The organism is Deltaproteobacteria bacterium GWC2_55_46 (assembly GCA_001595385.3).
Lineage (GTDB): Bacteria > Desulfobacterota > GWC2-55-46 > GWC2-55-46 > GWC2-55-46 > UBA5799.
On sequence record LVEI03000001.1, the window covers coordinates 1,735,784 to 1,759,564 of the forward strand.

General features: G+C 57.8%; 20 protein-coding genes, 1 tRNA gene and 1 other RNA gene. 19 read left to right on the forward strand and 3 right to left on the reverse strand.

The features are described from left to right. Window positions 1-9: 9 nt before the first annotated feature. The gene (locus tag A2V21_308150) at window positions 10-900 is read left to right on the forward strand and encodes a hypothetical protein (protein OIJ74236.1); all 891 of its coding nucleotides are present in this window, start codon (window positions 10-12) and stop codon (window positions 898-900) included. Between the two features lie 40 nt (window positions 901-940). On the opposite strand, the gene A2V21_308155 is transcribed toward A2V21_308150, so the two are convergent. Both A2V21_308155 and A2V21_308160 read right to left on the reverse strand, forming a co-directional pair. Then, window positions 941-1,411, reverse strand: a complete 471-nt coding sequence (locus A2V21_308155) for a hypothetical protein (protein OIJ74237.1) — start codon at window positions 1,409-1,411, stop codon at window positions 941-943. Between the two features lie 107 nt (window positions 1,412-1,518). After that, a complete protein-coding gene (locus tag A2V21_308160) occupies window positions 1,519-3,705 on the reverse strand; it encodes a hypothetical protein (GenBank protein OIJ74238.1) in 2,187 nt (728 codons plus the stop codon). 100 nt (window positions 3,706-3,805) lie between these two features. Here A2V21_308160 and A2V21_308165 point away from each other — a divergent pair, with 100 nt between their 5' ends. After that, window positions 3,806-5,119: a hypothetical protein gene (locus A2V21_308165; GenBank protein OIJ75113.1), complete on the forward strand. Its 1,314-nt coding sequence runs from the start codon at window positions 3,806-3,808 to the stop codon at window positions 5,117-5,119. Here A2V21_308165 and A2V21_308170 read toward each other — a convergent pair. Continuing rightward, window positions 5,116-5,886, reverse strand: coding sequence for a hypothetical protein (locus A2V21_308170; protein OIJ74239.1), 771 nt, complete (start codon window positions 5,884-5,886; stop codon window positions 5,116-5,118). The two genes, A2V21_308165 and A2V21_308170, sit on opposite strands and share 4 nt — an antisense overlap. A 333-nt stretch (window positions 5,887-6,219) precedes the next feature. Here A2V21_308170 and A2V21_308175 point away from each other — a divergent pair. The 17 genes from A2V21_308175 (at window position 6,220) to A2V21_308255 (ending at window position 23,749) form a co-directional block, all read left to right on the forward strand. Beyond that, window positions 6,220-6,295 (forward strand) — tRNA-Met (locus tag A2V21_308175). 24 nt (window positions 6,296-6,319) lie between these two features. Next, entirely contained in the window at window positions 6,320-7,048 is a 729-nt protein-coding gene (locus tag A2V21_308180; GenBank protein OIJ74240.1) for a hypothetical protein, read from the forward strand. A 188-nt stretch (window positions 7,049-7,236) separates the two neighbouring features. After that, window positions 7,237-7,626, forward strand: a complete 390-nt coding sequence (locus tag A2V21_308185; protein ID OIJ75114.1) for a hypothetical protein — start codon at window positions 7,237-7,239, stop codon at window positions 7,624-7,626. Window positions 7,627-7,655: 29 nt separating this feature from the next. Then, an RNA gene (gene rnpB / locus A2V21_308190) (RNase P RNA component class A) lies at window positions 7,656-8,029 on the forward strand. A gap of 312 nt (window positions 8,030-8,341) precedes the next feature. Further along, window positions 8,342-9,781 carry a hypothetical protein gene (locus A2V21_308195; protein OIJ74241.1) on the forward strand — a complete coding sequence of 480 codons (1,440 nt, stop codon included), beginning with the start codon at window positions 8,342-8,344 and terminating at the stop codon, window positions 9,779-9,781. Further along, a complete protein-coding gene (locus A2V21_308200) occupies window positions 9,774-10,580 on the forward strand; it encodes a hypothetical protein (GenBank protein ID OIJ74242.1) in 807 nt (268 codons plus the stop codon). The genes A2V21_308195 and A2V21_308200 overlap by 8 nt, the downstream gene beginning before the upstream one ends. A 342-nt stretch (window positions 10,581-10,922) precedes the next feature. Beyond that, entirely contained in the window at window positions 10,923-11,357 is a 435-nt protein-coding gene (locus tag A2V21_308205; GenBank protein ID OIJ74243.1) for a division/cell wall cluster transcriptional repressor MraZ, read from the forward strand. 4 nt (window positions 11,358-11,361) lie between these two features. Beyond that, on the forward strand, window positions 11,362-12,294 hold the full coding sequence (locus A2V21_308210) for a 16S rRNA (cytosine(1402)-N(4))-methyltransferase (protein ID OIJ74244.1): 933 nt from the start codon (window positions 11,362-11,364) through the stop codon (window positions 12,292-12,294). A gap of 27 nt (window positions 12,295-12,321) precedes the next feature. Next, the gene (locus A2V21_308215; protein OIJ74245.1) at window positions 12,322-12,666 is read left to right on the forward strand and encodes a hypothetical protein; all 345 of its coding nucleotides are present in this window, start codon (window positions 12,322-12,324) and stop codon (window positions 12,664-12,666) included. Continuing rightward, on the forward strand, window positions 12,663-14,621 hold the full coding sequence (locus A2V21_308220; protein ID OIJ74246.1) for a hypothetical protein: 1,959 nt from the start codon (window positions 12,663-12,665) through the stop codon (window positions 14,619-14,621). Before A2V21_308215 ends, A2V21_308220 begins: the two co-directional genes overlap by 4 nt. 118 nt (window positions 14,622-14,739) lie before the next feature. Further along, the gene (locus A2V21_308225) at window positions 14,740-16,254 is read left to right on the forward strand and encodes a UDP-N-acetylmuramoyl-L-alanyl-D-glutamate--2,6-diaminopimelate ligase (protein ID OIJ74247.1); all 1,515 of its coding nucleotides are present in this window, start codon (window positions 14,740-14,742) and stop codon (window positions 16,252-16,254) included. Next, window positions 16,254-17,645: a hypothetical protein gene (locus A2V21_308230; GenBank protein ID OIJ74248.1), complete on the forward strand. Its 1,392-nt coding sequence runs from the start codon at window positions 16,254-16,256 to the stop codon at window positions 17,643-17,645. The genes A2V21_308225 and A2V21_308230 overlap by 1 nt, the downstream gene beginning before the upstream one ends. A gap of 25 nt (window positions 17,646-17,670) precedes the next feature. After that, entirely contained in the window at window positions 17,671-18,744 is a 1,074-nt protein-coding gene (locus A2V21_308235) for a phospho-N-acetylmuramoyl-pentapeptide-transferase (protein ID OIJ74249.1), read from the forward strand. Next, on the forward strand, window positions 18,741-20,132 hold the full coding sequence (locus tag A2V21_308240; protein OIJ74250.1) for a UDP-N-acetylmuramoylalanine--D-glutamate ligase: 1,392 nt from the start codon (window positions 18,741-18,743) through the stop codon (window positions 20,130-20,132). The genes A2V21_308235 and A2V21_308240 overlap by 4 nt, the downstream gene beginning before the upstream one ends. Further along, window positions 20,129-21,229, forward strand: coding sequence for a cell division protein FtsW (locus A2V21_308245; protein OIJ74251.1), 1,101 nt, complete (start codon window positions 20,129-20,131; stop codon window positions 21,227-21,229). Before A2V21_308240 ends, A2V21_308245 begins: the two co-directional genes overlap by 4 nt. Window positions 21,230-21,258: 29 nt before the next feature. Beyond that, window positions 21,259-22,359, forward strand: coding sequence for an undecaprenyldiphospho-muramoylpentapeptide beta-N-acetylglucosaminyltransferase (locus A2V21_308250; protein ID OIJ74252.1), 1,101 nt, complete (start codon window positions 21,259-21,261; stop codon window positions 22,357-22,359). Between the two features lie 58 nt (window positions 22,360-22,417). Then, window positions 22,418-23,749: a UDP-N-acetylmuramate--L-alanine ligase gene (locus tag A2V21_308255; protein OIJ75115.1), complete on the forward strand. Its 1,332-nt coding sequence runs from the start codon at window positions 22,418-22,420 to the stop codon at window positions 23,747-23,749. Window positions 23,750-23,781: the final 32 nt, after the last annotated feature.

Genomic DNA, 23,781 nt, shown 5'->3' on the forward strand with positions numbered 1-23,781 from the left:
GGTGGGGCAGTGAAGGTGGTAGGGCTCGGCCAATGCTCGATAGACTATATAGCCCTGGTAGACGGCTACCCTGAGGAGGATACCAAAAAAGAGGTGCTGGGCTTTGTCATGCAGGGCGGCGGGCCTGCGGCTACCGCCCTGGTGGCATTGAGCCGTCTTGGAGTTAAGACCTCTATAATAGGGCGTGTCTCGGATGACAGGGCTGGAAGCCTGATAAGAAGCGGGCTTAAGGAAGAAGGCGTCGATGTAAAGGGCCTCATTACCAGGGAAGGCGGCTCATCACAGCAGGCGTTCATAACGGTCAGCAGGAAAAACGGGACGAGGACGATCCTCTGGCAGCGGCCCACCGTCAAGCCGGTGGCGCCCGGCGAAGTGGAGCCGTCTTTTTTAAAGGGCGCGGACTTTCTCCTCCTGGACGGGCTTATGCTCGAGGCCTCATACAGGGGCGCGGAGATCGCCTCGAAGATGGATATCCCGATAATGCTTGACGCGGGCAGCCTCCGCCCCGGCATGCTCAAGCTCGCCTCCATGTGCGATTACGTGGTCTGCTCGGAGCGGTTCATCTCAGGGCTGGGCTTGAGCCTCAAGGACGCGCTCAAAAAACTCGCTAAAGGAAGGACCAGGGCGGTAACCGTGACCTTCGGGGACAAGGGGAGCTTTACCTATCATAACGGCAGGGTCTTTCTCCAGAAGGCGTTCAAGGTAAAGACGCTTGATACGACCGGGGCAGGGGATGTATTTCACGGGGCCTATGTTTACGCCCTTCTTCAGGGCTGGGACTTGAAGAGGACGGTAAGGTTCGCCTCTGCCGTGGCGGCGATGAAGTGCACAGAGCTCGGCGGAAGGGCGGGGATACCGGATCTTCCCGAGGCGTTGAAGTTTTTAGAAGAATCGAAATAAAAAACGGGGGACGGTCTCCCGTCCCCCGTTTCATGACCTTTCAGTGCCTGAACTTCTCATGGCAGGCGTTACAGCTCTTAATGAGCCTGGAGAGGTTCATAAGGGCCTTGTCCCTGTCGCCCGCCTCCGCAGAGGCGGCGAGGTCATCAGCCGACTTGTGGACGGCCATGCCAAAGGCCAGAAAATCCTTCTCGCCCGTCATCTCGCTTACGGCAGAGCACCTTTTTTCCTCTTCAGCAGACCAGCCGAGCCCCCGCGCCGCGGCAGAGGCCTTGGCCATGTCTCCGCTTGAGAGCGCGAGGGTAATTTCCCCCACCGTATCGAGGTGCTGGCGCATCATACGTTTTTGCATGACCTTCATCGCATCCGGGAGTTTTAGCTCTACCCTGTCGTCTGCCTTTGGACCGCCGGCCTTCATCATCTTCTCGTGCATCGACGAATGGTCCTCGGCGAAAGAAGGCGCGGCTGCCAGAAGCCCTGTTATCAAAAGCCCTAAAACAGTCTTTCTCATCCTCTCCTCCTTCAAAAAACGGGGTTGCCCGACACATCCAACTCAGCAGGCCGCCGGGTAGCTTGCCCCCAAGTTCTTCATAAAACGGATTTTCAGGAATGCGCGGATTATACCATGAGCCTGGAGAGGTCCGCAATTTCAAAATAGAGGCCCCTTACCGAGTTGAGGAGCCTCAGGCGGTTTGTCCTTATCCGCTCGTCCTCTGCCATGACCATCACATGGTCGAAAAAGACGTCTATCCTGTCCTTTATCGAGGCGAGGGCCTCGAAGGCCTTTTCGTACTCGCCCCTGCCGCGGTGGGCCTCCATGAGTGGGGCTATCTCTGAGCTCGCCTTGAAGAGCTCCGTTTCCTGAGATTCGCTGAAGAGCGAGGCTTCAGGGGCGCTCTTGTCAGTGGCGACATTTTTAAGGATATTGGAGACGCGCTTGAATGCGGTCACGAGCCTCGCGCAGTCAGGATGCGACTTGAAGGCTTCGAGGGCCTTGATCCTCTTTACCGCGTCTGGCAGGTCGGACCACGGGGCCGAGAGTACCGCGTCTATTGAGTCGTGCGAGAGCCCCTGTGAGAGGAGCTGGTTCCTGAGCCGTTCCTTGAAGAACTCCAGCACGTCTGAGCGCACTTCATCCGCGGGCCTGGTAAGCTTCGAGGAAAGAAGGCCCAGGGATGAATCGACAAGCCCATCGAGGGACAGGCGCAGCTCTTTGTCGAGGATAATGGCTATGACGCCCAGCGCCTGCCTTCTCAGCGCGTAGGGGTCCTGCGCTCCTGTGGGGATGAGCCCCACGCCGAAGCAGCCGGTTATGGTGTCGGTCTTGTCGGCTATGCTCACTATCGCGCCGGGGATGGAGGCCGGGAGCGCCCCACCGGAGGCTGTCGGCAGGTAATGCTCGTATATGGCGGTGCTTACCTCCGGGGCCTCACCGTTTTTTGCCGCGTAGACCGAGCCCATGATGCCCTGGAGCTTCGGGAACTCGCCTACGACCCCTGATGTAAGGTCGGCTTTCGCAAGTATCGCCGCCCTTCCTATTATGTATTTGGAGTAAAGGCCTGGGGCTGTCGCCTTTCGGTCATATTTGGCGGGGTTGAAACGTTCGGTCGCGTAATCGGATGGCTTCTCTTCGGCCTCCATGGCTTTTGAAAGACCAAGCATGGCGCCTATGGAAAGGGCCAGAGAGGTGAACCTCTCGACCTTCTCGTAAGAGGTGCCGAGCCTGGCCTGGAAGACTACCCCCCTGAGCTTCTCGACGCGCTCTACAAGCGGCCTGTGCACGTCCTGCTCATAGTAGAACTTGGCGTCGTTGAGACGGGCCCTCAGTACGCGCTCGTTCCCCTTCCTCACCACGTCCATGTCGGTTGCGAGGGTGTTGGCTACAGTTATGAAGTACGGAAGGAGGGCGCCTTCGGGGCCGGCGATGGAGAAGTACCTCTGGTGCTCGCGCATGGCGTTCACGATGATATCCCTCGGCAGCTCTAAAAACTCGCGGTCAAAGGAGCCTCTCAAGACCACAGGGTATTCGACAAGGTAGGCGATCTCCTCAAGAAGGCCCTCGTCCGCCACGACCTCGCCACCGGCCTCCCTTGCCGCCTTCTCTATCCCCTCGGCGATTATCTTCTTCCTCTCGGCAGGGTCCGTTATCACATAGGCCTTACGGAGCCCCTCGATGTATGAATCCACGGAGCCCACTTTTATGGGCTTGAGCCCGGAGGCCGTTCTTTCGGAAAGGAACCTGTGGCCGTAGGTCAGGTTAGAGCTTTTTATGTGGCCATACGCAAGGTCTACCGTCTCCCCGCCGAATATGACGAGCATCCAGTGGATAGGCCTTGAAAACGATATGTCGTAGGAGCCCCATCTCATGGATTTGGGCATGAACTCCTGGGAGATGGTGTTTATGATGACGTCAGGGAGTATCTTCGCCGTATCTTCTCCCGTTACTTCCTTTACGGCCATCACGTACTCGCCCTTGTCGGTCTTGACGTTTTTTATGTCCTTGATGTCAACGCCCTGCGACTTCGCGAAGCCGAGGAGCGCGCCCGTAGGCTTTCCTGCCGCGTCATAGGCGGCCTTAATCTGCGGGCCTTTTACCTCCAGCCTCGAATCGGGCTGCCTCTCGGCGAGCCCCTCCACTATAAGGGTAAGGCGCCTCGGCGTCCCAAGCGTCCTTATGGAGCTGAAGGTGAGCCTCCTCGTCTCAAGCCCTTTTCTGAGGAATCCAACGAGCGCTGAAAGCGCCCTCGGGACAACGCCCGCCGGGAGTTCTTCGGTCCCTATCTCGAAAAGGAGGTCTTTAGCCATTTTCCCTCTGGTCAAAGTGTAAGTTGCAGACCAATTTATCAAAAATATGATTATTTTCAACCCCTTTTCGCTCAGGGGCTATAATCATATTGTGAGGCCCATGCGAAAGGTGCTTATCACAACCGACGACAGCCGCACATTGGGCGCACTGCGCTTGCATCTCGGGAGATACTGCGCCCTTGCGTCCTCGGCCTTAAGCGAGGCCGCCGAGGCCTTTGCCGCTACCCGGCCCGATGCCGTGATACTGGACCTTGACGGCGCGGGGGTAAGGGCGATCGAGGAGGTCCGCTCGATAGACCCGGGGGCCAATATCATCGTGCTTACCTCAAGGCACGAGCTTGAGACGACCGTGGAGGTCATCAGAAAGGGCGCTTTCGACTGCCTCTTCAACCCGTTGGACTTGGATGAACTCGATGAGTCCCTTAAAAGGGTCTTCAACGGATTGGACCTCCACCGGAGTCTCGGCGATATAACGCCCTTGGCGGAATACAGGGCAGAGACGATAGTTGGCGGGAGCAGGGCCATGGAGGAGATATTCAAGACCATCGGCATCGCATCCCAGTCAAAGGTGACGATACTCATACAGGGCGAAAGCGGCACCGGAAAAGAGCTTATCGCCAGGGCCATACACTCAAGCTCGGAAGACAGGACAAGGCCTTTCGTAGCGATAAACTGCTCTGCCCTCGTCGAGACCCTCCTTGAAAGCGAGCTCTTCGGCCATGAGAAAGGCGCTTTCACCGGCGCGCTTTTCAGGAAGGAGGGCAAGTTCGAGGCCGCCCGCGGCGGCACGGTATTCCTTGACGAGATTGGCGAGATGAGCCAGGCCCTGCAGGTTAAGTTGCTGCGGGTGCTGCAGGAGAGGAGCTTTGAGCGCGTTGGCGGGAGCGAGACCATAAGGACCGACGTAAGGGTCATCGCCGCTACCAACAGCGACCTTAAAACACTTACCGCCGGGGGCGCCTTCAGGGAGGACCTCTACTACAGGCTCAAGGTCATAACGATAGACGTGCCGCCTTTGAGGCAGAGGAAAGAGGATATTCCTCTGCTTGCAGCTTACCTCCTTGAGAAGGCCAACAGGGAGCTGCACAAAAAGGTCACGAAGGCGCCTCAAGAGGTGATCGACAGGCTTATAACCTACGGTTGGCCGGGCAACGTCCGTGAGCTGGAGAATGTCATAACCAGGGGGGTAGTGCTCGCCAGGGGGGATGTCCTCTCCGATGTCTGCATGGCTGAAGGCGGGGAAGGCAGCCTTGAGGAGGTGTGGTCGCCCGCAACGCTTTCCGACGTCGAGCGCGCGCACATCTCAAAGACCCTTATACAGACCCGCTGGAACAAGTCGAGGGCGGCCGTGCTCCTGGGTGTATCGCTTCCGAGGCTTGAAAGGAAGATAGTCAAATACGGCCTTAAGCCCTAACGCTCCTCTTCCCCTGATACAAGCGGCGGGACGAATATCTTGCGCCTCTGCAGGATTACGGAGAGCGAGGCGGCCGATATCGGGTCGTATAGCTTGAGCCCTGAGACAGCCTCTATCCCGTTTATCTCCCGCGACCAGACGATAAGGCCCCTGCTCCTGACGCTTAGAAGCCTTATGATGACGAAGACCGTGGCATCGGCGTTCAGCGGGGCCCCCATGTACCTTATCCTTATGCCGTGCTTCGAGATGTCAGAGGTCTGCGCGAAAGGCCTGGACGGGGATGCATCGTCTTCTACCAGGCAATCCTCCGCCCAGCACAGGCGCCTCTCTTTTCTCCTGTTATCGTCAAGGCCCCTGTACATGGCGAAAAACGCCGAGAGGTTCGCTCCTGTCGCCCCCTCGACCTTCTTCAGGAGCTCTTTCACGTCAAAGGGCTTTATGAGGTATTTTTCGTTGAGCATTGTGATGACGGAGTGGCCTTCGAGATCGGCGCAGGCGTCTTCGGTCATGAAAAGGAATTTTTCCTTCATGCTGGCGTAGGCCTTGAGGGTATTCAGGTAAAGCCCCATGCCGTCGAGCCCCGGAAGGCGCATGCCGGTTATCACCAGGTCGAACTCCGACTCTTTGATCTTCCAGTACGCCTCAGTGCCGTCCGAGGCGGCAACCACGTTGTAGCCTGCATTGGTCAGGACCTCCGAGCACAGGCTCCGTAAGCCTTCGTCATCGTCAACGAAAAGAATGCGCTTTTTCTCGATCTGTTCTTCCATGTGCACCTTTTCAGGGCGGCTTTTGTCTCTGGGCAGGACTCTGGAAGCGCGGGGGGAAGACGCGGGAATGGTCGAACGGGGAACCGGTTGCCGGAGGATCCGTTATTGGAGAGTTTTGGCAAGCCGCCTTCTCAAATTAACTGTAATGCTTGAATATTTTTTGTCAAGGTGGTTTCTCGCGCCGCTAAAAGGCGCGCCCCCTGTCAGAAACGCCTTGACAAGGAAAGGTTATATTTCATAAAATACATTGTCGAAGTAAGGACAACCCCGATTTCAGTTCCGCAGCCGGCATGGGCCGGGCGGTTCCGGCACGGTTTTCCCGAATCCCCCCGAGGGCCCATAGCTCAGTTGGAAGAGCCACCGGCTCATAACCGGTCGGTCCCTGGTTCGAGCCCAGGTGGGCCCACCAAAACAATCAGCCCCGGAGGCTTTATTGATAAACACCTTGAGAGTCCTTGAACAGATACAGAGGATAGACCTCGAAGTCAAGGCCATCGAGGACGAGGAAAAGCAGTACGTCGCTGAAATGGACGCGCTCGGCGCCGAGCTCAAGGCGGCAACAGAGGCCATCGAGGCCATTGAAGCCCAGGCGGAAGCGTTGAGGACGCAGCTCAAGGAGATAGACGAGAAGATAAGGGAGAGCTCCGAGAGGGTGGCGAAGGACGAGCGCAGGCTCAACTCGGTCAAGAACGACCGTGAGCTCAACGCCATAACAAAAGAGATAAACGGCGCGAACAAGAGCAAGAAGCAGGGGGAGCAGGACAAGTCCACGCTCGCCGCAAAGATCTCTGAAAAGGAGAGCGCGCTTAATCTAAGGAAAGAGGCCGCCAGGGCCAGGGAAGAGGAATTCGGAAGGCTCTCCGGCGGGGTCGAGGGCAAGAGAAGCGGCTGGAAAGAGGCCGTTGACGCGAAGCTCAAGTCGAAGGACGAGATAAAGAATCGTCTGAGGCCCGATATATATAAGAAGTACGAGATGATACGTTCCAGGAGAGGCGGCCTGGGTCTCGTGACCGTAAAGAACGAAATATGCCAGGGCTGCTTCACGCACATCCCCCCGCAGGTCTACATAATGCTCAAGAGAGGGACTGAAGAGCTTCAGTCCTGCCCCCACTGCCACCGGCTGCTGTACGTTGAGACCCCTACAGAGTTAGAGGCCGTCTGAAGATGTCCCAAAGGGACGACGACCTGGCAAGAAGATTTCTAAAAGAGATTTCAAAGACACTCGATGTCTGCGCTGCCGCTAAAAAAGTCGGCATCACGGAAGACGAGGCAAGGTCCATATTCAAAGGCCTTGCCGGAGAGCCTGTCCAGGAGCCCCTCTTCAAGGCCCCGGTTTCGGGTCTTTACGAGATAAGGGTAGACGGGGCCTCTCGCGGCAACCCTGGCCAGGCTGGCGCGGGGGCGATAATAAAAGACCCCCAGGGCAATATCGTAAGAGAGCTCAGGAAGTACCTCGGGGTGACCACCAACAACATGGCCGAGTATCATGCGCTTGTCATGGCCCTTACAGAGGCCGTATCCATGGGGGTCGCAGAGGTAGAGGTCTTCGCCGACTCAGAGCTTATGGTAAAGCAGGTCACAGGGGTCTACAGGGTCAAGAGCGAGGACTTGAGGCCCCTTTTCGAAGAGGCCAAAAGGCTTTTTAAAGGCTTCAGGGCCTCAAAGATAGTCCACGTTTACAGGGAGGAGAACAGCCTTGCCGACAAGCTGGCCAACGAGGCCATCGAGCGGCGGGCTTGAAAGTTTTCTTATCATCAGGCGGCAACGCCGGAGGATGCCGGGCGGCCGCTGGCTTTTAAGCCAGAGGAAAGTCCGGACACCATAGGGCAGGGAGGTCGCTAACGGCGACCGGGGGCGACCCCAGGGAAAGGGCCACAGAAAATATACCGCCGCGCGTCGAGCGCGGTAAGGGTGAAAAGGCGGGGTAAGAGCCCACCAGCCTGCCGGGTGACCGGCAGGGCTTGGCAACCCCCTCCCGGTGCAAGGCCAAATAGGTTCCGCTTCAAGGACGGCCCGTCCTTCATCCCTCAAGGAGGGCGGAACGGGTTGGCTGCTCGAGCCTGCTGGCAACAGCAGGCCCAGATGAATGGCCGCCGCCCGGTTTCGACCGGGAACAAGATCCGGCTTATGGCATCCTCCGGCTTTTTTGCTCTATAATAGAACGACAAACAGGAGACGGGACAGGCTTCCTCCCCCGCGGCTCTACCCGTGCCCGCATGGATCTTTGATCTTTTGATCTTTTTGATCCAGGGGGGCGCCGGGATCTGTTCTTCCAGCCTTATCCTCTCCGTTTAAGTCTCTCATGCGCGCGGGTTTGCTTTAAGTGGTCTGTCACCGGTTTTTTGCGCGTATCCTCTTAACATGACGCTTTTTTGACAACTCGGTCCCCATGCTTTCGGATGCGGCTCTTTGAGTCTTTGCAGGGCCGGCAACAATCTATCGGGTCAATGCTCAGGTGAAGATAGGCATCAAGATAAAGCTGGCGGTCATACTCTCCATCCTCCTCTTTGTGACCACCTTTACCATTGGCGCGATCCTGATCGCACACCAGAAGTCCTCCCTCGAGGAGCAGCTCCGGGCGATGGCAAGCACCATTACCCGCGAGTTCGCGAACGGCTCGAAGATACCCTTCATGCAAAAGGACAGCCTGGCCATGAACCTGGCCGTCCAGAACATACTCAAATACCCCGGCATACATGACGCCTATATCCTGAACCACAGCTTCCAGGTGGAGGCCCACAGGAACCTGCTGGAGGCGGGCACGGACTTTACCGGGTTCGGCAAGCCGCTCATCGAAGGCAAGCGGGAGGCCCCTCCGTGGCTCGTAAACGACGGCGGCGCGGGCCTCATAACCTTTGTGGCGCCGGTCGTGTTCAGGGGCACTACCGTCGGCTATACCGTCGTCTCCTTCTCAAAAAGCTTCATCCAGGCGCAGGTGAGGCAGGCCGTCAAAAGGGTCGCCGTAATAGGTCTCGCGGCGGTCGTAGTCGTAACACTCATCTCCATACCGCTGGCCTCAGGGCTCCTGCGTCCGGTATTCAGGCTCTTCCGTGGCACAAGGGAGATCGCCATGGGCAACCTCGACTACCGTATCCCGGAGATACGGAAGGACGAGATAGGGGACCTCGTGACCTCGTTTAACAAGATGGCGACGGAGTTAAAGAAAAAAGAGGTCATGAAGGGCGTCTTCAACCGCTATGTGAGCCAGCATGTGGCAGACGAGATATTCAGGGACCCGGAGCGGATAAGGCTCGGAGGGGACAGGCGCGAGGTCACGGTCTTCTTCGCCGACATCCGCGGCTTCACAGCCATATCGAGGAAGATGGAGCCTGAGGAGATAGTGGAGCTCCTTAACAGGTACTTCACCGTCATAACCGACGTTGTCTTCCGTTTCGAGGGCACCATAGACAAGTTCATAGGGGACGCCGTGATGAGCGTTTTCGGCTCTCCCATTATAAGCCCAGGCCACCTCGAGCAGGGGATAAAGGCCTCGATGGCAGTAAAGTTGGCTGTCGAGAAGCTCAATAGGGAAAGGATGGCGTATGGCGCCGCCGCCCTTCATATGGGCATAGGACTGGACTCCGGAGAGGTGATAGTGGGGAACATGGGGTCGAGCGTAAGGATGGAGTACACCGCGGTCGGGGATACCGTCAACACCGCGTCAAGACTTACGGACCTCGCCAGGGGCGGCGACATCCTGGTAAACGAGTACGTCTACAGGATGGTGGCGGATAACGTGGTGGCAGAGGAGATAAAGGGGGTCTCCATAAAAGGCTTCGACAAGCAGGTAACGCTCTACAACATAAGGGAGCTCTGCGGCCTGTGGAGCAGGGAGGTCGAGGGGATGGTCAGCCTCGCCTTCACTGAGCTTGAAAGGGAGGGCGTCGTTGTTTAAGCTATTCATCATAGCGCTGGCCGCGCTTATGGCCGGCTGTACGCAGATGTCGTCGCGCTACGCGCGCGGCACCGAGTATGACCGCGCGGTAATACTCTACGAGAACGGCATGCTCGCCGAGGCGCGGGAGAAGGCGAGGTCGATTACAAGGAAGTCGCCCGAATACGCCTCGGCAAGGAAGCTCGTCGCGGACATAAACGTTATATCCATGCAGCTTTCCAGGCGGCACATGGAGATCGGAGAGGACTACGAGAGGGCAGGCATCTTCGCAAAGGCCGCCTTCGAGTACAGCGAGGCGCTCAAGTTCAACCCTTCCAACATGATCGCCAGGCAGAGGCTCAGCTTCCTTAACGACGCGATAAGCTCTGGAGAGCGCCGCGAACATCCCGACAGGAAAGCCTCTGCCGCGCCGGCGAAAAAAACCGGGCGTGATGAGCCCGAGGACTTTGCCAATACCCACTACCTCAAGGGCAAGGTCTACCTCGAATCAAAGGCCTACGCGAAGGCCATAGACGAGTTTACCGCCGCAATCAAGATAGTGCCTTCATACATGAACTCCAGAGAGCTCCTCGACAGGGCCAGGGCAGAGCGCGACAAGGCCATGGACAAGCACCTTATGAAAGGCATAGCCTATTTCCAGAGCGAGCAGATGGAGCTTGCGATAAAGGAGTGGGACGCGGTCCTTGAGCTTGACCCGTCGAACAGGGTGGCTGCCGACTACAAGTACAGGGCCGAGGTCATACTGGAGAGGCTCAAAAAGATCAGAGAGAAGCAGTCGGCCACCGGAGCCGCCTCTTAAAGAGAACTACTGTCTTTTTAAGAAATAGCCATACATATCCAATTCATCTCCCCAGGTCTTTAACCCCAGGTTTATCATACACCTCAGAATCTGGCACAACTGATACCGCCCAGGACCCTCTTCTTTGCCATAACCTCCAAAAAATAATAGTTTTTTTATCCAATTTGCGGTTTTAGATTTCGCTTGACAAAAAAAAACAGCGGGAATATAGTTAGCCCATTGCGTGGTATAAAGTGGTATGAAGTGGTATGAAGCTGTTCAAAAGTGGGATGGAGTGGCGATTTAACCCCGAACAATCCACAAGATAGGCTCATCTGGCCAAAGTGGATAAAGTGTTGATAAATGTTCAAAGGCAGGTTCGAACACCTAATCGATTCCAAGGGCAGGCTCAGCATCCCGTCGAGGTTCAGGGAGACGCTGAACGAGAGGTATGATTCCCGCCTCGTCGTGACCAACTACGACAGCTGCCTCATCGCCTACCCGCTCGCCGAATGGCAGAAGCTGGAGGAGAAGATATCCCTTCTGCCCGAATTCAAGAAAGACACCAAGGCCTTTTTGAGGTTCTTCTATTCCAGCGCCACCGATTGCGCCATAGACAAGCTCGGGAGGATACTCCTCCCGCAAACTCTCAGGGACTACGCGAAGCTCGAAAAGGACGTGGTCCTTATAGGCGCCTTCAGGCACATGGAGATATGGAGCAAGTCTCTGTGGGAGCAGGCCGCCTCTGCCGCCTCTCAGGAGGACATCGTCAACACCCTCGAGCGGTTGGGGCTGTAGCCCGATGGAGTTCGGCCACCTCTCCGTGATGCCAGCCGAGGTGATAGAGTACCTCGGTTGTACGCGCGCCGGCACTTATGTTGACGGCACGGTAGGCGGCGGCGGGCACGCGGCCTGGATACTCAGGGCGAACCCTGAGAACAGGCTCATCGGCATAGACAGGGATTCGGATGCGCTTGGGGCCGCCGAGGGCGCGCTCGCCTCTTTCGGCGGCAGGTACGTGCTCGTAAAGGATAACTTCAGGAACGTGAAGGCCGTACTCTCTCAGCTCGGCCAGGGGCCTGTCGATGGCATGCTCCTCGATCTCGGCGTCTCCTCCTACCAGCTTGAGCGCGCGGAGCGGGGCTTCAGTTTCAGGTTTAACGCAAGGCTCGACATGAGGATGGACAAGAGCGAGGCCGGGAGCGCGTATGACCTCGTCAACACCCTCGATGAAAGGGAGCTTGAGCGCGTATTCAGGGACTACGGGGAAGAGGCGCATTCAAGAAGGATCGCCAGGGCCATCCTGAGGGCCCGGTCATCAAAACCGATAGAGACGACCTGGGAGTTGGCGGAAATAGTGGCTGGGGCCGTGCCGGCCAGATTCCACGGGCAGAGGATCCACCCGGCGACCCGTGTATTCCAGGCCCTGAGGATAGCGGTAAATGACGAGCTCGGAAGCCTGATGGACGGGCTCTCCGACGGAGTTGCCTCGCTGAAGCCGGGCGGAAGGATGGTGGCGATATCCTTCCACTCTCTCGAGGACAGGATAGTGAAGAACGCGTTCAGGGACGCCTCAACCGGCTGCGTATGCCCGCCGAGGATCCCGAAATGCGTATGCGGAAAGACCCCGCAGGCTGTAGTTATGACAAGGAAGGTCGTCTTGCCCTCGGAGGCGGAGGTGAACAGTAACCCCAGGGCCAGGAGCGCCAAGCTCAGGGCCCTGGAGAAGCTCTAGCAGGATGTTGCCCAAAGGAGGTCCGTTATGTCGGAAGTGGTAAGCAAAAAAATGGAATTCCCCGGCGTGCTCATCGGGCAGGACGTCAAGGCGAAGAGGGACCCCAAGGACCTGAACTTCCTCTATGTAGCCGTCATATCAGCGTTCGCGGCCGTGCTCATAATCTTTGCCTTCGTCTGGAGCAGGCTGATGGTCGTGAACACCGGCTACGAGATATCGAAGGTGAATTCGGCGCGCTCGGCGCTTATAGAGCAGAACAAGAGGCTCAAGCTCGAGTACATGCGCCTTAAGTCCCCTGAGAGGATCGAGGCTATAGCCGCCGAACTCGGATTCGTAAACCCGACAAGCGAGCAGATAGTCGTCCTTAGATGAAGCGAAAGAGAGCCAGAGAGCCGAGAGGGGACCTGAAGCTCCGTATATTCCTTGTCCTTGGCTTCTTCATCGCCGTCTTTTGCGTGATCCTCTTCAGGGCCGCCCAGCTCCAGATCATAAAGGGCCCGGAGCTTAAGAAGATGGCGTCGAGGCAGCACAACAAGATCCTCAATCTGCAGTCAAAGAGGGGGGACATATACGACAGGAACCTGAAGGAGCTGGCCGTAAGCATCGAGGTAGACTCGGTCTTCGCCCAGCCTGACAAGATGGGATCCCGTCGGACGGCGGCAAAGGTCCTTTCGCCCATACTCGGGATATCGTCGCAGGAGATCGAGAAGAAGCTCAGGGGCGAGGCCAGGTTCGTATGGCTCAAGCGCCAGGTGGACCTTAACGAGGCGCAAAGGGCGGTAGTAGGCTCTCTTGACGGAATTGGCATTATAAAGGAGAGCAGGAGGTTCTATCCGAACAAGCAGCTCGCCTCGAACATAATAGGCTTTACCGGCCTTGACGCAAACGGGCTCGAGGGGGTGGAGAAGTACTACGACACGATGCTCAAGGGCTCTTCCGCGAGGCTTACCGGGGAGAAGGACGCGATAGGGAGGGTGCTCCTTTACGAGGACCTCGACAAGACCGTGCCGCTTAAGGGCATGGAGGTCGAGCTCACTATCGACAAGACCATCCAGTATGTAGCCGAGAAGGCTTTAAAGAGGGCGGTCGACGAGTCGAACGCGAAGGGCGGCACCGCCATTGTGATGGACCCCTCAACAGGGGAGATACTCGCGATGGCAAACCAGCCCTCCTTCGACCCTAACGAGCATAAGAAGTTCGGGCAGCAGCACTGGAGGAACCGCGCCATAGCCGACCTCTTTGAGCCCGGTTCGACGTTGAAGCTTTTCCTGATAGCGGCGGCCATGGAAGAGAACCTTGTGAAGCCGACGAGCCGCTTTTTCTGCGAGAACGGCAGCTACAGGGTCGCCGACAGGGTCTTCCACGACCATCACCCTTACGGCTGGCTCACGGTCTCCGAGATACTCAAGTACTCAAGCAACATCTGCAGCGCCAAGATAGGAGAGGCGCTCGGCAAGGTCCAGCTATACAGGTACATGAAGGGTTTTGGCTTCGGCTCAAAGAACGGGATAGACCTCCCGGGCGAGGCATCGGGCCTTTTGAGGCACTACAATAACTGGTCGAAGGTGAGCCTCCATACGATCTCCTTCGGCCAGGGCATCTCGGTTTCAGGGTTGCAGCTGGTCACGGCGCTTTCCTCGATAGCAAACGGAGGGTTCCTGATGCAGCCTTACGTGGTGAGGTCGGTAAAGGGCCCCAGTGGGGTTGTTGTGACCGAATCCCACCCTGTGATCGTAAGAAGGACCATGTCGGAAGCGACATCGAAAGAGCTTACAAAGATGATGACTGGCGTAACCGAGGAGAACGGCACAGGCACAAAGGCGGCGCTCGAGGATTTCGATGTCGCGGGAAAGACCGGCACAGCGCAGAAGCCTGATTTCAAGAGGGGCGGCTACGCACGCGGGGCTTACATGGCCTCCTTCATGGGCTTTGTGCCAGCCGATAACCCGAGGCTCGCTATCCTCGTATCGATAGATGAGCCCAAAGGTGAATATTACGGCGGTCTTGTCGCTGGCCCCGTATTCAGGGAGATAGCCCAGGAGTCCCTTGCCTACCTCGGTGTCTTCAAGGAGAACTCGAACGCCCCGAAGGCCGAGGAGGAAGAAGAGCCGTCTAAAGATGACGCTGGGCTGACGCAAGCTGCGGTTGAGATAGGCCCAATGGCGGTCCCGGATTTTTCCGGCAAGTCGGTCAGGATGGTCATAAGGATGGCAAAGGAGAGGTCCTTTGACGTGGAGGTAAATGGCAGCGGCAGGGCCGTGGCCCAGGCCCCTACTCCCGGCTCGTCCATACCGTCGAAGGGGCCAGTGGTGGTGGAATTCCGGTAAAAGTTTGGTTTGAAAACAGAAGTGCTCTTGTGAGACAATATCATGTTGAGACCAGGCCGCTTCCCCGGTTGAGCCGGAGGCGCAAGTAGCCGGTTTCCCAAGTGTTTTAAGAGGCAGTATGAAACTTAGCAAGATAACGCCTTTTCTCGGCTGCGAAGTCCTCGGAAGCGTTGACATAGAGATAACCGGCATCACCTCTGACTCAAGGAATATCGAGAAAGACCCCCGTCCTGGTTTCGGCCCCCTTTTCGCGGCAATACCCGGAGAGCACGTCGATGGCCATTCCTTCATCCCTGCGGCCTCGTCCGCCGGGGCCGCCGCAGTCCTGGCGGAAAGGGAGACGGCGTCGGTATCCGCGACCCAGGTCATAGTGCCGGAGATAAAGGAGGCCCTCTCAATGGCCTCCGACGTTTTCTACGGCGAGCCGTCGAAGGGGCTCTTCGTGATAGGCGTTACAGGCACGAACGGAAAGACGACCACGACCTATCTTGTAGAATCGGTGCTCAGGCAGGCGGGCTTTAACCCGGGCGTCATCGGCACGGTGAACTACCGCTACAGCGGTAAGACCTTCCCGGCCCCGCACACGACACCTCAGTCCCCTGAGCTTCAGTCGATGCTCAAAGAGATGCTCGACGCCGGGGTAACGCACTGCGTAATGGAAGTATCATCCCATGCCCTCGAGCAGAAGAGGGCGGCCCACTGCAGGTTTAAGACAGGCGTTTTCACGAACCTTACTCACGACCACCTCGACTATCATAAGACGATGGATGAGTACTTCAGGTGCAAGTCCATCCTTTTTGACATGCTTCGCGCCTCGGGCGGCGCTTCCATAATAAACGTGGACGACCCCTGGGGAAGGAAGCTCGCTTCTGTGACCCCGGGAGCCATCACCTTCAGCCTCAGGGAGGGCGCGTCAATATGCCCGAAGAAGTACTCTCTCCTTGAAGGGAGGACAGAGGCCGAGGTCTCGACACCCGCCGGGGATATAGAGATATCGTCGCACCTGGTCGGCGAGTACAACCTCTACAACATCCTCGGCGCGATAGGTGTTGCGATATCCGCGCGTATAAAGCCTGACGCGATAGCGTCTGGCATAAATTCCCTTGAGCGCGTGCCCGGAAGGCTTGAGAAGATCGAGTCCGCCGGCAGCGGCTTCAGGGCCTATGTCGATTACGCGCATACAGGGGACGCCCTTGAAAGGGCGCTCCTTGCGTTAAGGCCGGTCACGAGCGGCAGGCTCATAACGGTCTTCGGCTGCGGCGGCAACAGGGACAGGCTCAAGAGGCCCAGGATGGGTGAGATAGCATCGAGGCTTTCTGACCTTACTATCGTAACGTCCGACAACCCGAGGGACGAAGAGCCGCTTGAGATAATCAAGGAAATAGAGGCCGGCATACAGGGCATATCCAAGCTGCCTTCGAATGAGAGGCCGGTTAAAAGATGCTACATGGTCATACCCGACCGGAGGGAGGCCATAATGAAGGCGGTCGGGGCCGCGGGCAAGGGAGATACCATACTGGTGGCCGGCAAGGGGCATGAGGACTACCAGATAATAAAGGGCGTGAAGCACCATTTCGACGACTTCGAGGTGCTCTGCGATTCGATACGCGGCGCGGCTGCCGCTGGGGCCTGATGAGACCTTTGACTGTAGCGGAGATAGCCTCTGTCGTAAGCGGCGGGCTCAAGGGCTCGGGGCAGACGATCGTGTCCGGGGTCTCGACCGATTCCCGGAATGTCGCCACAGGGGAGATATTCTTCGCGCTCAAGGGGCCCAACTTTGACGGCCACGCCTTTGTGGCCCAGGTCTTCGCGAAGGGGGCCTCTGCCGCTGTCGTGGAAACAACAGCGGGGCTCGAAGGGCTTCCCGCATCCGCCGTGGTCATCGTCGTAAAGGATACGCTTCGGGCCCTTGGCGCGCTCGCCTCATACGTAAGGAGACTCTACAGGATACCTTTTGTGGCTGTAACGGGCAGCGCTGGCAAGACAACGACCAAGGAGATGATAGCCTCGATACTTTCAAGGTCGAGGAACGTTCTTAAGACCGAGGGGAACAAGAACAACCTGATAGGCGTCCCGCTTACGCTTTTCAGGCTCGAACCCGCGCATGATGCCGCTGTCATAGAACTCGGCATAAGCGAGGACTGGGAGATGGAGCGGCTCGTAGACATGTGCGCCCCCGATGTGGCGGTCATAACGAATATAGGCAGGGGACATCTTGCCACGCTCGGCTCGCTCGATGGGGTGGCAAGGGCCAAGGGGCCGCTCTATACGCGCTTGGGCGCTCACGGGGTAAAGGTCGTGAACCTTGACGACCCCTGGGTCGTCAAGGCCGCTGGCGCTGGCGGGGCCTCGGTCACATATGGCTTAAAGCAAAAAGCGGACGTTTCGGTTGAAAGCTACAGGGTCGAGGAAGGGTTCGGGGGCGTTACCGCGGTCTATGACGTTGGCGGGAGGAAAGTAGAGGCCAGGTTTACTACCCCGGGCATCACCAACGTTGTGAACGGCGCGGCCGCCATAGCGGCGACCCTTGCGCTGGGCGCGCCTTTAGAGGATATGGCAGAGGGGTTGCGGGCCTACTCACCCGTGAAGGGCAGGATGACGGTCGTTGTGGCGGGCGGATTGACTATCCTTGACGACACCTATAACGCCAACCCCGAGTCTATGGCCTCCGCGTTAAGAACACTCGGCGCCGCGAGGGGGAGGAAGGTGGCGGTCCTCGGGGACATGCTCGAGCTCGGAGAGGCAAGCGAGAGCGAGCACGCCTCTATCGGGGCGCTCGCCGCCGGTGTCGGGGTAGACGTGCTCGTGGCCATAGGGGCCCTGTCCGCCAGGACAGCCGAAGGGGCGCGCTCCGCTGGTTTGAGGGCGGTATTCGATTTCAGGGATAAAAAAACGGCCCTCGCTTCCCTTCGGGCCATAGTCGCGGAAGGCGATACGGTGCTTGTGAAGGGTTCCAGGGGTGTCGCTCTCGAAGATGTTGTCGAAGGGCTTAAAGAGCTTGCCCCGTCAAGGGAGTGCGTGTAACTTTTAAGAAGGAAAGAAGCAAGGGATGCTCTATTATTTTCTTTACCCGCTGGCGAAGTACTATACGATATTCAACCTGTTCCAGTACATCACGTTCAGGACGATATACGCGGCCATAACCGCGCTCGTCCTGAGCTTCGTCGTAGGCCCTTATCTTATAGAGAAGCTCCGCGCCCTCAAGGTCGGCGAGGTCGTAAGGGATTGCGGGCCGTCAAACCACCAGAGCAAGGCCGGTACTCCCACGATGGGCGGGGCGATAATACTCCTGGTGGTGGTCACATCCGTACTCCTCTGGGGCAATATCACAAACGAGTATATATGGCTCCTGACGTTCGTGACCCTCGGCATGGGAGCCATAGGTTTTGTGGACGACTACAGCAAGGTCGTCCAGAAAAAGAAGGGCGGCATGAGGGCCAGGACCAAATTCAGCCTTCAGGTCCTCGTTGCGCTCGTGGCCGCGCTCTTTCTGTACTATAACGGGGCGGATACCGTCGTATCGGTGCCTTTCCTCAAGGACACGGCCATAGACCTGAAGGCGTTGTACATCCCGTTCGTGGTCTTCGTCATCGTCGGCACATCGAACGCGGTGAACCTGACCGACGGATTGGACGGGTTGGCCATAGGTCCGATGATAATAGCGGCCGCGACCTATATGCTCCTTGCTTACCTTGTGGGACATGTGAAGATAGCGAACTACCTCCATATAATGTACGTTCCCAAGGCCGGAGAGCTGACGGTATTCGCCGGGGCGATGGTCGGGGCCTCCCTGGGTTTTCTCTGGTTCAACTCCTACCCGGCGCAGGTCTTCATGGGAGACGTCGGGTCGCTTTCGCTCGGGGGCGCGCTCGGGACGCTCGCGGTCATCACAAAAAACGAGATACTGCTCCTCCTTGTGGGGGGCATCTTCGTGGTCGAGGCGCTTTCGGTCATCTTCCAGGTGGGCTCTTTCAAGCTCACCGGTAAAAGGGTCTTCGCCATGGCCCCGATACACCACCATTACGAGCTTAAGGGCTGGCCTGAGCCGAAGATAATAGTAAGGTTCTGGATAATATCGATAATACTCGCCCTGGTGGCGATAAGCACGCTGAAGATCAGATGATACAGGGCGCGGTCAAAAAAGGTGATTGCCTTCTCGCCGCGAAGGCGGCCCTCAAGGGGAAGAGCGCGGTAGCGATAGGCCTCGGCGCGACCGGCATCTCGGTTGCGAGGTTCCTCCATAAATGCGGCGCGAAGGTCGTTGCGACAGATTTCAAGGAGGCTGCAGCGATACCGGGCGTTCAATCGCTTGCTTCGATAGGCGTTGAGGTCAAGGCCGGCGGGCATTCAGGGGTGAGCCTTAAAGGGGTAGAGCTCGTTGTCGTAAGCCCCGGCGTGCCGTATGACCTGCCCTTCTTAAACGATGCCAGGGTAGCTGGAGCGGAGGTCATAAGCGAGATAGAGCTCGCGTGGCGGTTTATAGACGCCCCCGTGCTCGCCATCGCCGGGACGAACGGCAAGACGACCACTACCACCCTTCTTGGCGAGGTATTGAAGGAGGCTGGCTTTAATGTCTTTGTCGGCGGCAACATAGGCACCCCGGCTGTCGAATATGTGGAGGAAGGCGGCGGCGCGGACCTGTGCGTCCTTGAGATATCGAGCTTTCACCTTGAGACGACAAGATATTTCAACCCCCATGTCGGGGTGCTGCTCAACATCACCGAGGACCATCTCGACAGGTACAGGGATTTTGAACATTACGCCGCAACGAAGCTCAGGCTCTTCGAGAACCAGGCCGAAGGGGACTTCGCGGTCATCAACGTGAACGACCCGGAGATAGCGAAGAGGACGGCCTCCATAGGCAGGGGAAGGGTAGTGCCCTTCACGGTCGAAGGGCGTCTAAAAGAGGGGCTTTTCATGGAAGACGGGTCGATTGTGCACCTCTTTGAAGGCTTGAGAGAAGAATACCCGGTCGAGGGGATAAGGCTCAAGGGGCTGCATAACATCGAAAACGTCATGGCTGTTATAGCGGCCGCGCGGCGCGCAGGCGCGACAAAAGAGGTAATATCGAAGACCCTTTCAGGCTTTTCAGGCCTCCACCACCGGATGGAGTTCGTAAGGGAGCTTGACGGGGTCACATACATAGACGACTCCAAGGGCACGAACATAGGAGCCCTCATGATGGCGTTGAGGGGGATTCACGGAAAGGTCGTCCTCATAGCCGGCGGCGTGGACAAGGGCGGCGATTACAGGGCTCTCTCGGAGCTTGTAAAAGAGAAGGTGAGGCTCATGGTCCTTCTCGGCGAGGCCAGGTTCAAGATAAACGAGGCCCTTGGGGGGCTGACCGGTTCGGTCATCGCCGGATCGTTCGAAGAGGCCGTTAGTATCGCGCGCGAGGGAGCGCAAAATGGCGACACCGTCCTTCTCTGCCCTGCGTGCTCGAGCTTTGACATGTTCAGGAACTACAAGGAAAGAGGCGAGAGGTTCAAGGCTTTAGTGGAGGCCCTTTGATAAAGTTCAAGGACACAGACAGGCTCCTTATAATTTCGACCCTCCTTCTGGTAGTCCTCGGCGTCGTCATGGTCTACTCGACGAGCTATGTCGTTGCCATGAAGCGCTTCGGCGACGAGTACTTCTTCGTGAAAAAGCACCTGACCTACGCCCTTGCCGGCGTGGTCATGATGATAATATCGTCAAGGCTCCCTTATGAGTTCTACAGGAAGATGGCCTACCCGATACTGATAGTGGCGGCCCTCTTCCTCATCTGCATATACATACCCGGCATAGGATTTACCGCGGGCGGGGCTCGCAGATGGATAAGGCTTGGGCCGATCGCTTTCCAGCCTTCTGAGCCGGCCAAGCTCGCCGTCATCTTCTTCCTCGCCTACTCGCTTGCCGTAAAGAGGGACAAGATAAAGACATTCTCGCCGGGCTTTCTCCCGAATATCGTGATACCCGGCGTGATAATCGGCCTTATCATGTTCGAGACCGACCTCGGCACCTCGCTCGCCCTGGCAGCGATCGTATTCCTTATGAACTTTTCGGCGGGCGTGAGGAAGAGATACCTTTTCGGCTCGCTCGCGCTCCTTGGCATGGGCCTGTGGTTCGTGGTCCATAACTTCAGCTACATGATGGACCGCATACTCATATTCCTCGACCCATGGAAAGACCCGGAAGGCAAGGGCTTCCAGATGGTACAGTCCTTCCTGGCATTCGGCTCCGGGGGTATATCCGGCGTCGGCCTGGGAGAGGGCAGGCAGAAGCTCTTCTTTCTGCCGGAGGCGCACACGGATTTCATACTCTCCGTCATAGGAGAGGAGCTGGGGCTTATCGGTGTGGCGGGCGTCATCGCCTTCTACGTGCTCTTCCTCGTCTGCGGCGTGAAGGTCGCCCTCAAGGCAAGGGACCTGCATGGCCAGTACCTGGCTCTCGGCCTTACCTTCATGATAGTCATGCAGGCCGCGATGAATATGGCGGTGGTGATGGGGCTTCTGCCCCCCAAGGGGCTTCCCCTGCCGTTCATAAGCTATGGGGGGACAGCCCTGATGGTGAACATGATCGCGGTCGGGATACTCTTGAACATCTACATCAGGGAAAACGAGGCCTGAGAAGGCTTTCGGGACAGTAATGGCGGGCTGTGGGAGACGCGGAAAAAAAACTTAAGCTTGTATTTGCCGGAGGGGGTACGGGAGGGCATCTGTTCCCGGCTATCGCCCTCGCCGAGGAGTTCAGGCGTAAAGACCCCGGTGTTGAAGTCGCCTTCGTGGGCGGCAAGGGCGGCCTTGAGGAGAAGGTGGTCCCGAAGTACGGGTATCCGATCAGGGTCTTCAACGTAGAGGGCATAAAAAGAAGGCGCGGCCTTGAAAGGATAAGGGCCATCGCAAAGGCCGTAAAGTCGACGATTGAGGCCCTTCAATACTTGAGGTCAATGCGTCCCGACGGGGTCATCGGAAGCGGCAGCTACTCTTCAGCCCCGGTAGTCACCGCCGCGAGGCTCTTGGGGATCAAGACCGCGATATTGGAGCAGAACGCCCTGCCTGGGCTTACCAACAGGCTCCTCGGCAGGTTCGTGGACAGGGTCTATATCTCCTTTGAGGAATCCAGGCGGTTCTTCCCCGGCGGGCGGACGATACTGAGCGGCAACCCGGTCAGAAGGGAGATCATAAGGAAGATCGAGGACGGGAGGGTGGCTGAGAAGTTCACCATCCTGGTCTTCGGCGGAAGCCAGGGCGCAACCGCCATAAACGCCGCCTTCCTGGACGCCATAGAGTTTCTGACCGAGATATGGAGCGGCCTGAGGGTGATGCACCAGACCGGCAGCGAAGGGTACGAGATGGTCTGCGCGGCATACAGGAGGAAGAACCTTAAGGTCGAGGTCTTCAAGTTCATAGAGGACATGGGCGCTGCGTACAGCTCTGCCGACCTTGTCGTATGCAGGGCGGGGGCAACATCCCTTGCCGAGATAACCGCGGCGGGACTGCCGGCCATACTGATACCGTACCCGTTCGCCTCGGACGACCATCAGACCGTCAACGCCAGGTGCCTTGAGAAGGCAGGCGCCGCGGTGATGATAAAGCAGGACAAGCTTACGGGGGCGGCCCTGGCCGAGTCCGTAAGGAGACTTTACGAGAACAGGCAGGCCTTGAGGCTCATGCGGGATAAATCCAAGGCCATGGGCAGGCCGAGAGCGGCCCAGGAGATAGCTGAGAACTTCTCCGGGACCCTACATAAGAGGTGATCGAGTGTACAGAGGCAGGATAAAGAAGATACATTTCGTCGGCGTGGGCGGCAGCGGCATGAACGGCATAGCCGAGGTCCTCGTCAACATGGGGTACAAGGTGACCGGCTCTGACCTCGCGGACGGCGAGACAACGAAGAGGCTCCGCGGCCTGGGGGTCACGATATTCACGGGCCACAGGGAGGAGAACGTCATCGGCGCGGACTGCGTCGTCTACTCGTCGGCGGTCAAGAAGGAGAACCCTGAGATAAAAGAGGCGACCTCGCGCCAGATACCCATCATACCGAGGGCCGAGATGCTCGCCGAGCTTATGAGGATGAAGTACGGGATCGCCATCGCCGGGACGCACGGCAAGACCACGACGACGTCGATGGTGTCGATGATACTCGCCGCGGCGAACATGGACCCGACCATCGTGACCGGAGGCAAGCTCAACAGCCTTGGCGCGAACGCGAAGCTCGGGGGCGGGGACTTCCTCGTGGCAGAGGCCGACGAAAGCGACGGCAGTTTCCTGAAGCTCTCCCCAACGATAGCCGTCGTGACGAACATAGACCGGGAGCACATGGACCATTACAGCGACATGGAAGAGGTAAAGGGCGCGTTCCTTGATTTTATGAACAAGGTCCCGTTCTACGGCTGCGCCGTCATATGCCTCGACCACCCTGTCATACAGGGGCTCATACCGAAGATAACGAGGAGGTTCAGCTCATACGGCTTCACCGCCCAGGCCGACTTCCACGCAAGGAAGATAACGCACGACGGCATGAAGACCTCATTCGAGGTCTGGCATGAGAACAGGTGCCTGGGCTCCGTGACGCTTAACCTCCCCGGAGAGCACAACGTCTACAACTCGCTTGCCGCCATAACCGTAGGCAGGGAGCTTGAGATACCTTTCGACAGGATAAAGGCGGGGCTCGAAGGCTTCACCGGGGTAGAGCGCCGCTTCCATGTGAGGGGAGAGGCCGGCGGTATTACGGTCGTCGACGACTACGGCCACCACCCGGAGGAGATAAAGGCGGTATTGAGGGCGGCCAGGAAGGGCTGGCCGAACAGGATCGTAGCGGTCTTCCAGCCGCACAGGTACTCGAGGACGAAGGACCTCTTCAACGAGTTCCTCTCCGCCTTCAACGACGCCGACAAGCTCATACTGACTGAAGTCTACGCCGCCGGCGAGGAAAAGATCGAGGGGGCCTCCGGCGAGGCGCTCTACAAGGGCATCAAGGGGTACGGGCACAAGGACGTCGCCTATGTGCCTGAGACGAGCAAGATCCCGTCTTATCTCGAGAGCATCGTCCAGCCTGGCGACATCGTGATAACGCTCGGCGCCGGGGACGTCTGGAAGGCCGGGGTCATGTTCGTGGAATCCTTGAAGAGCAGGGCAGGGGCTTAAACACTTAAGTGATAATGGGCATGCGCAAGGGA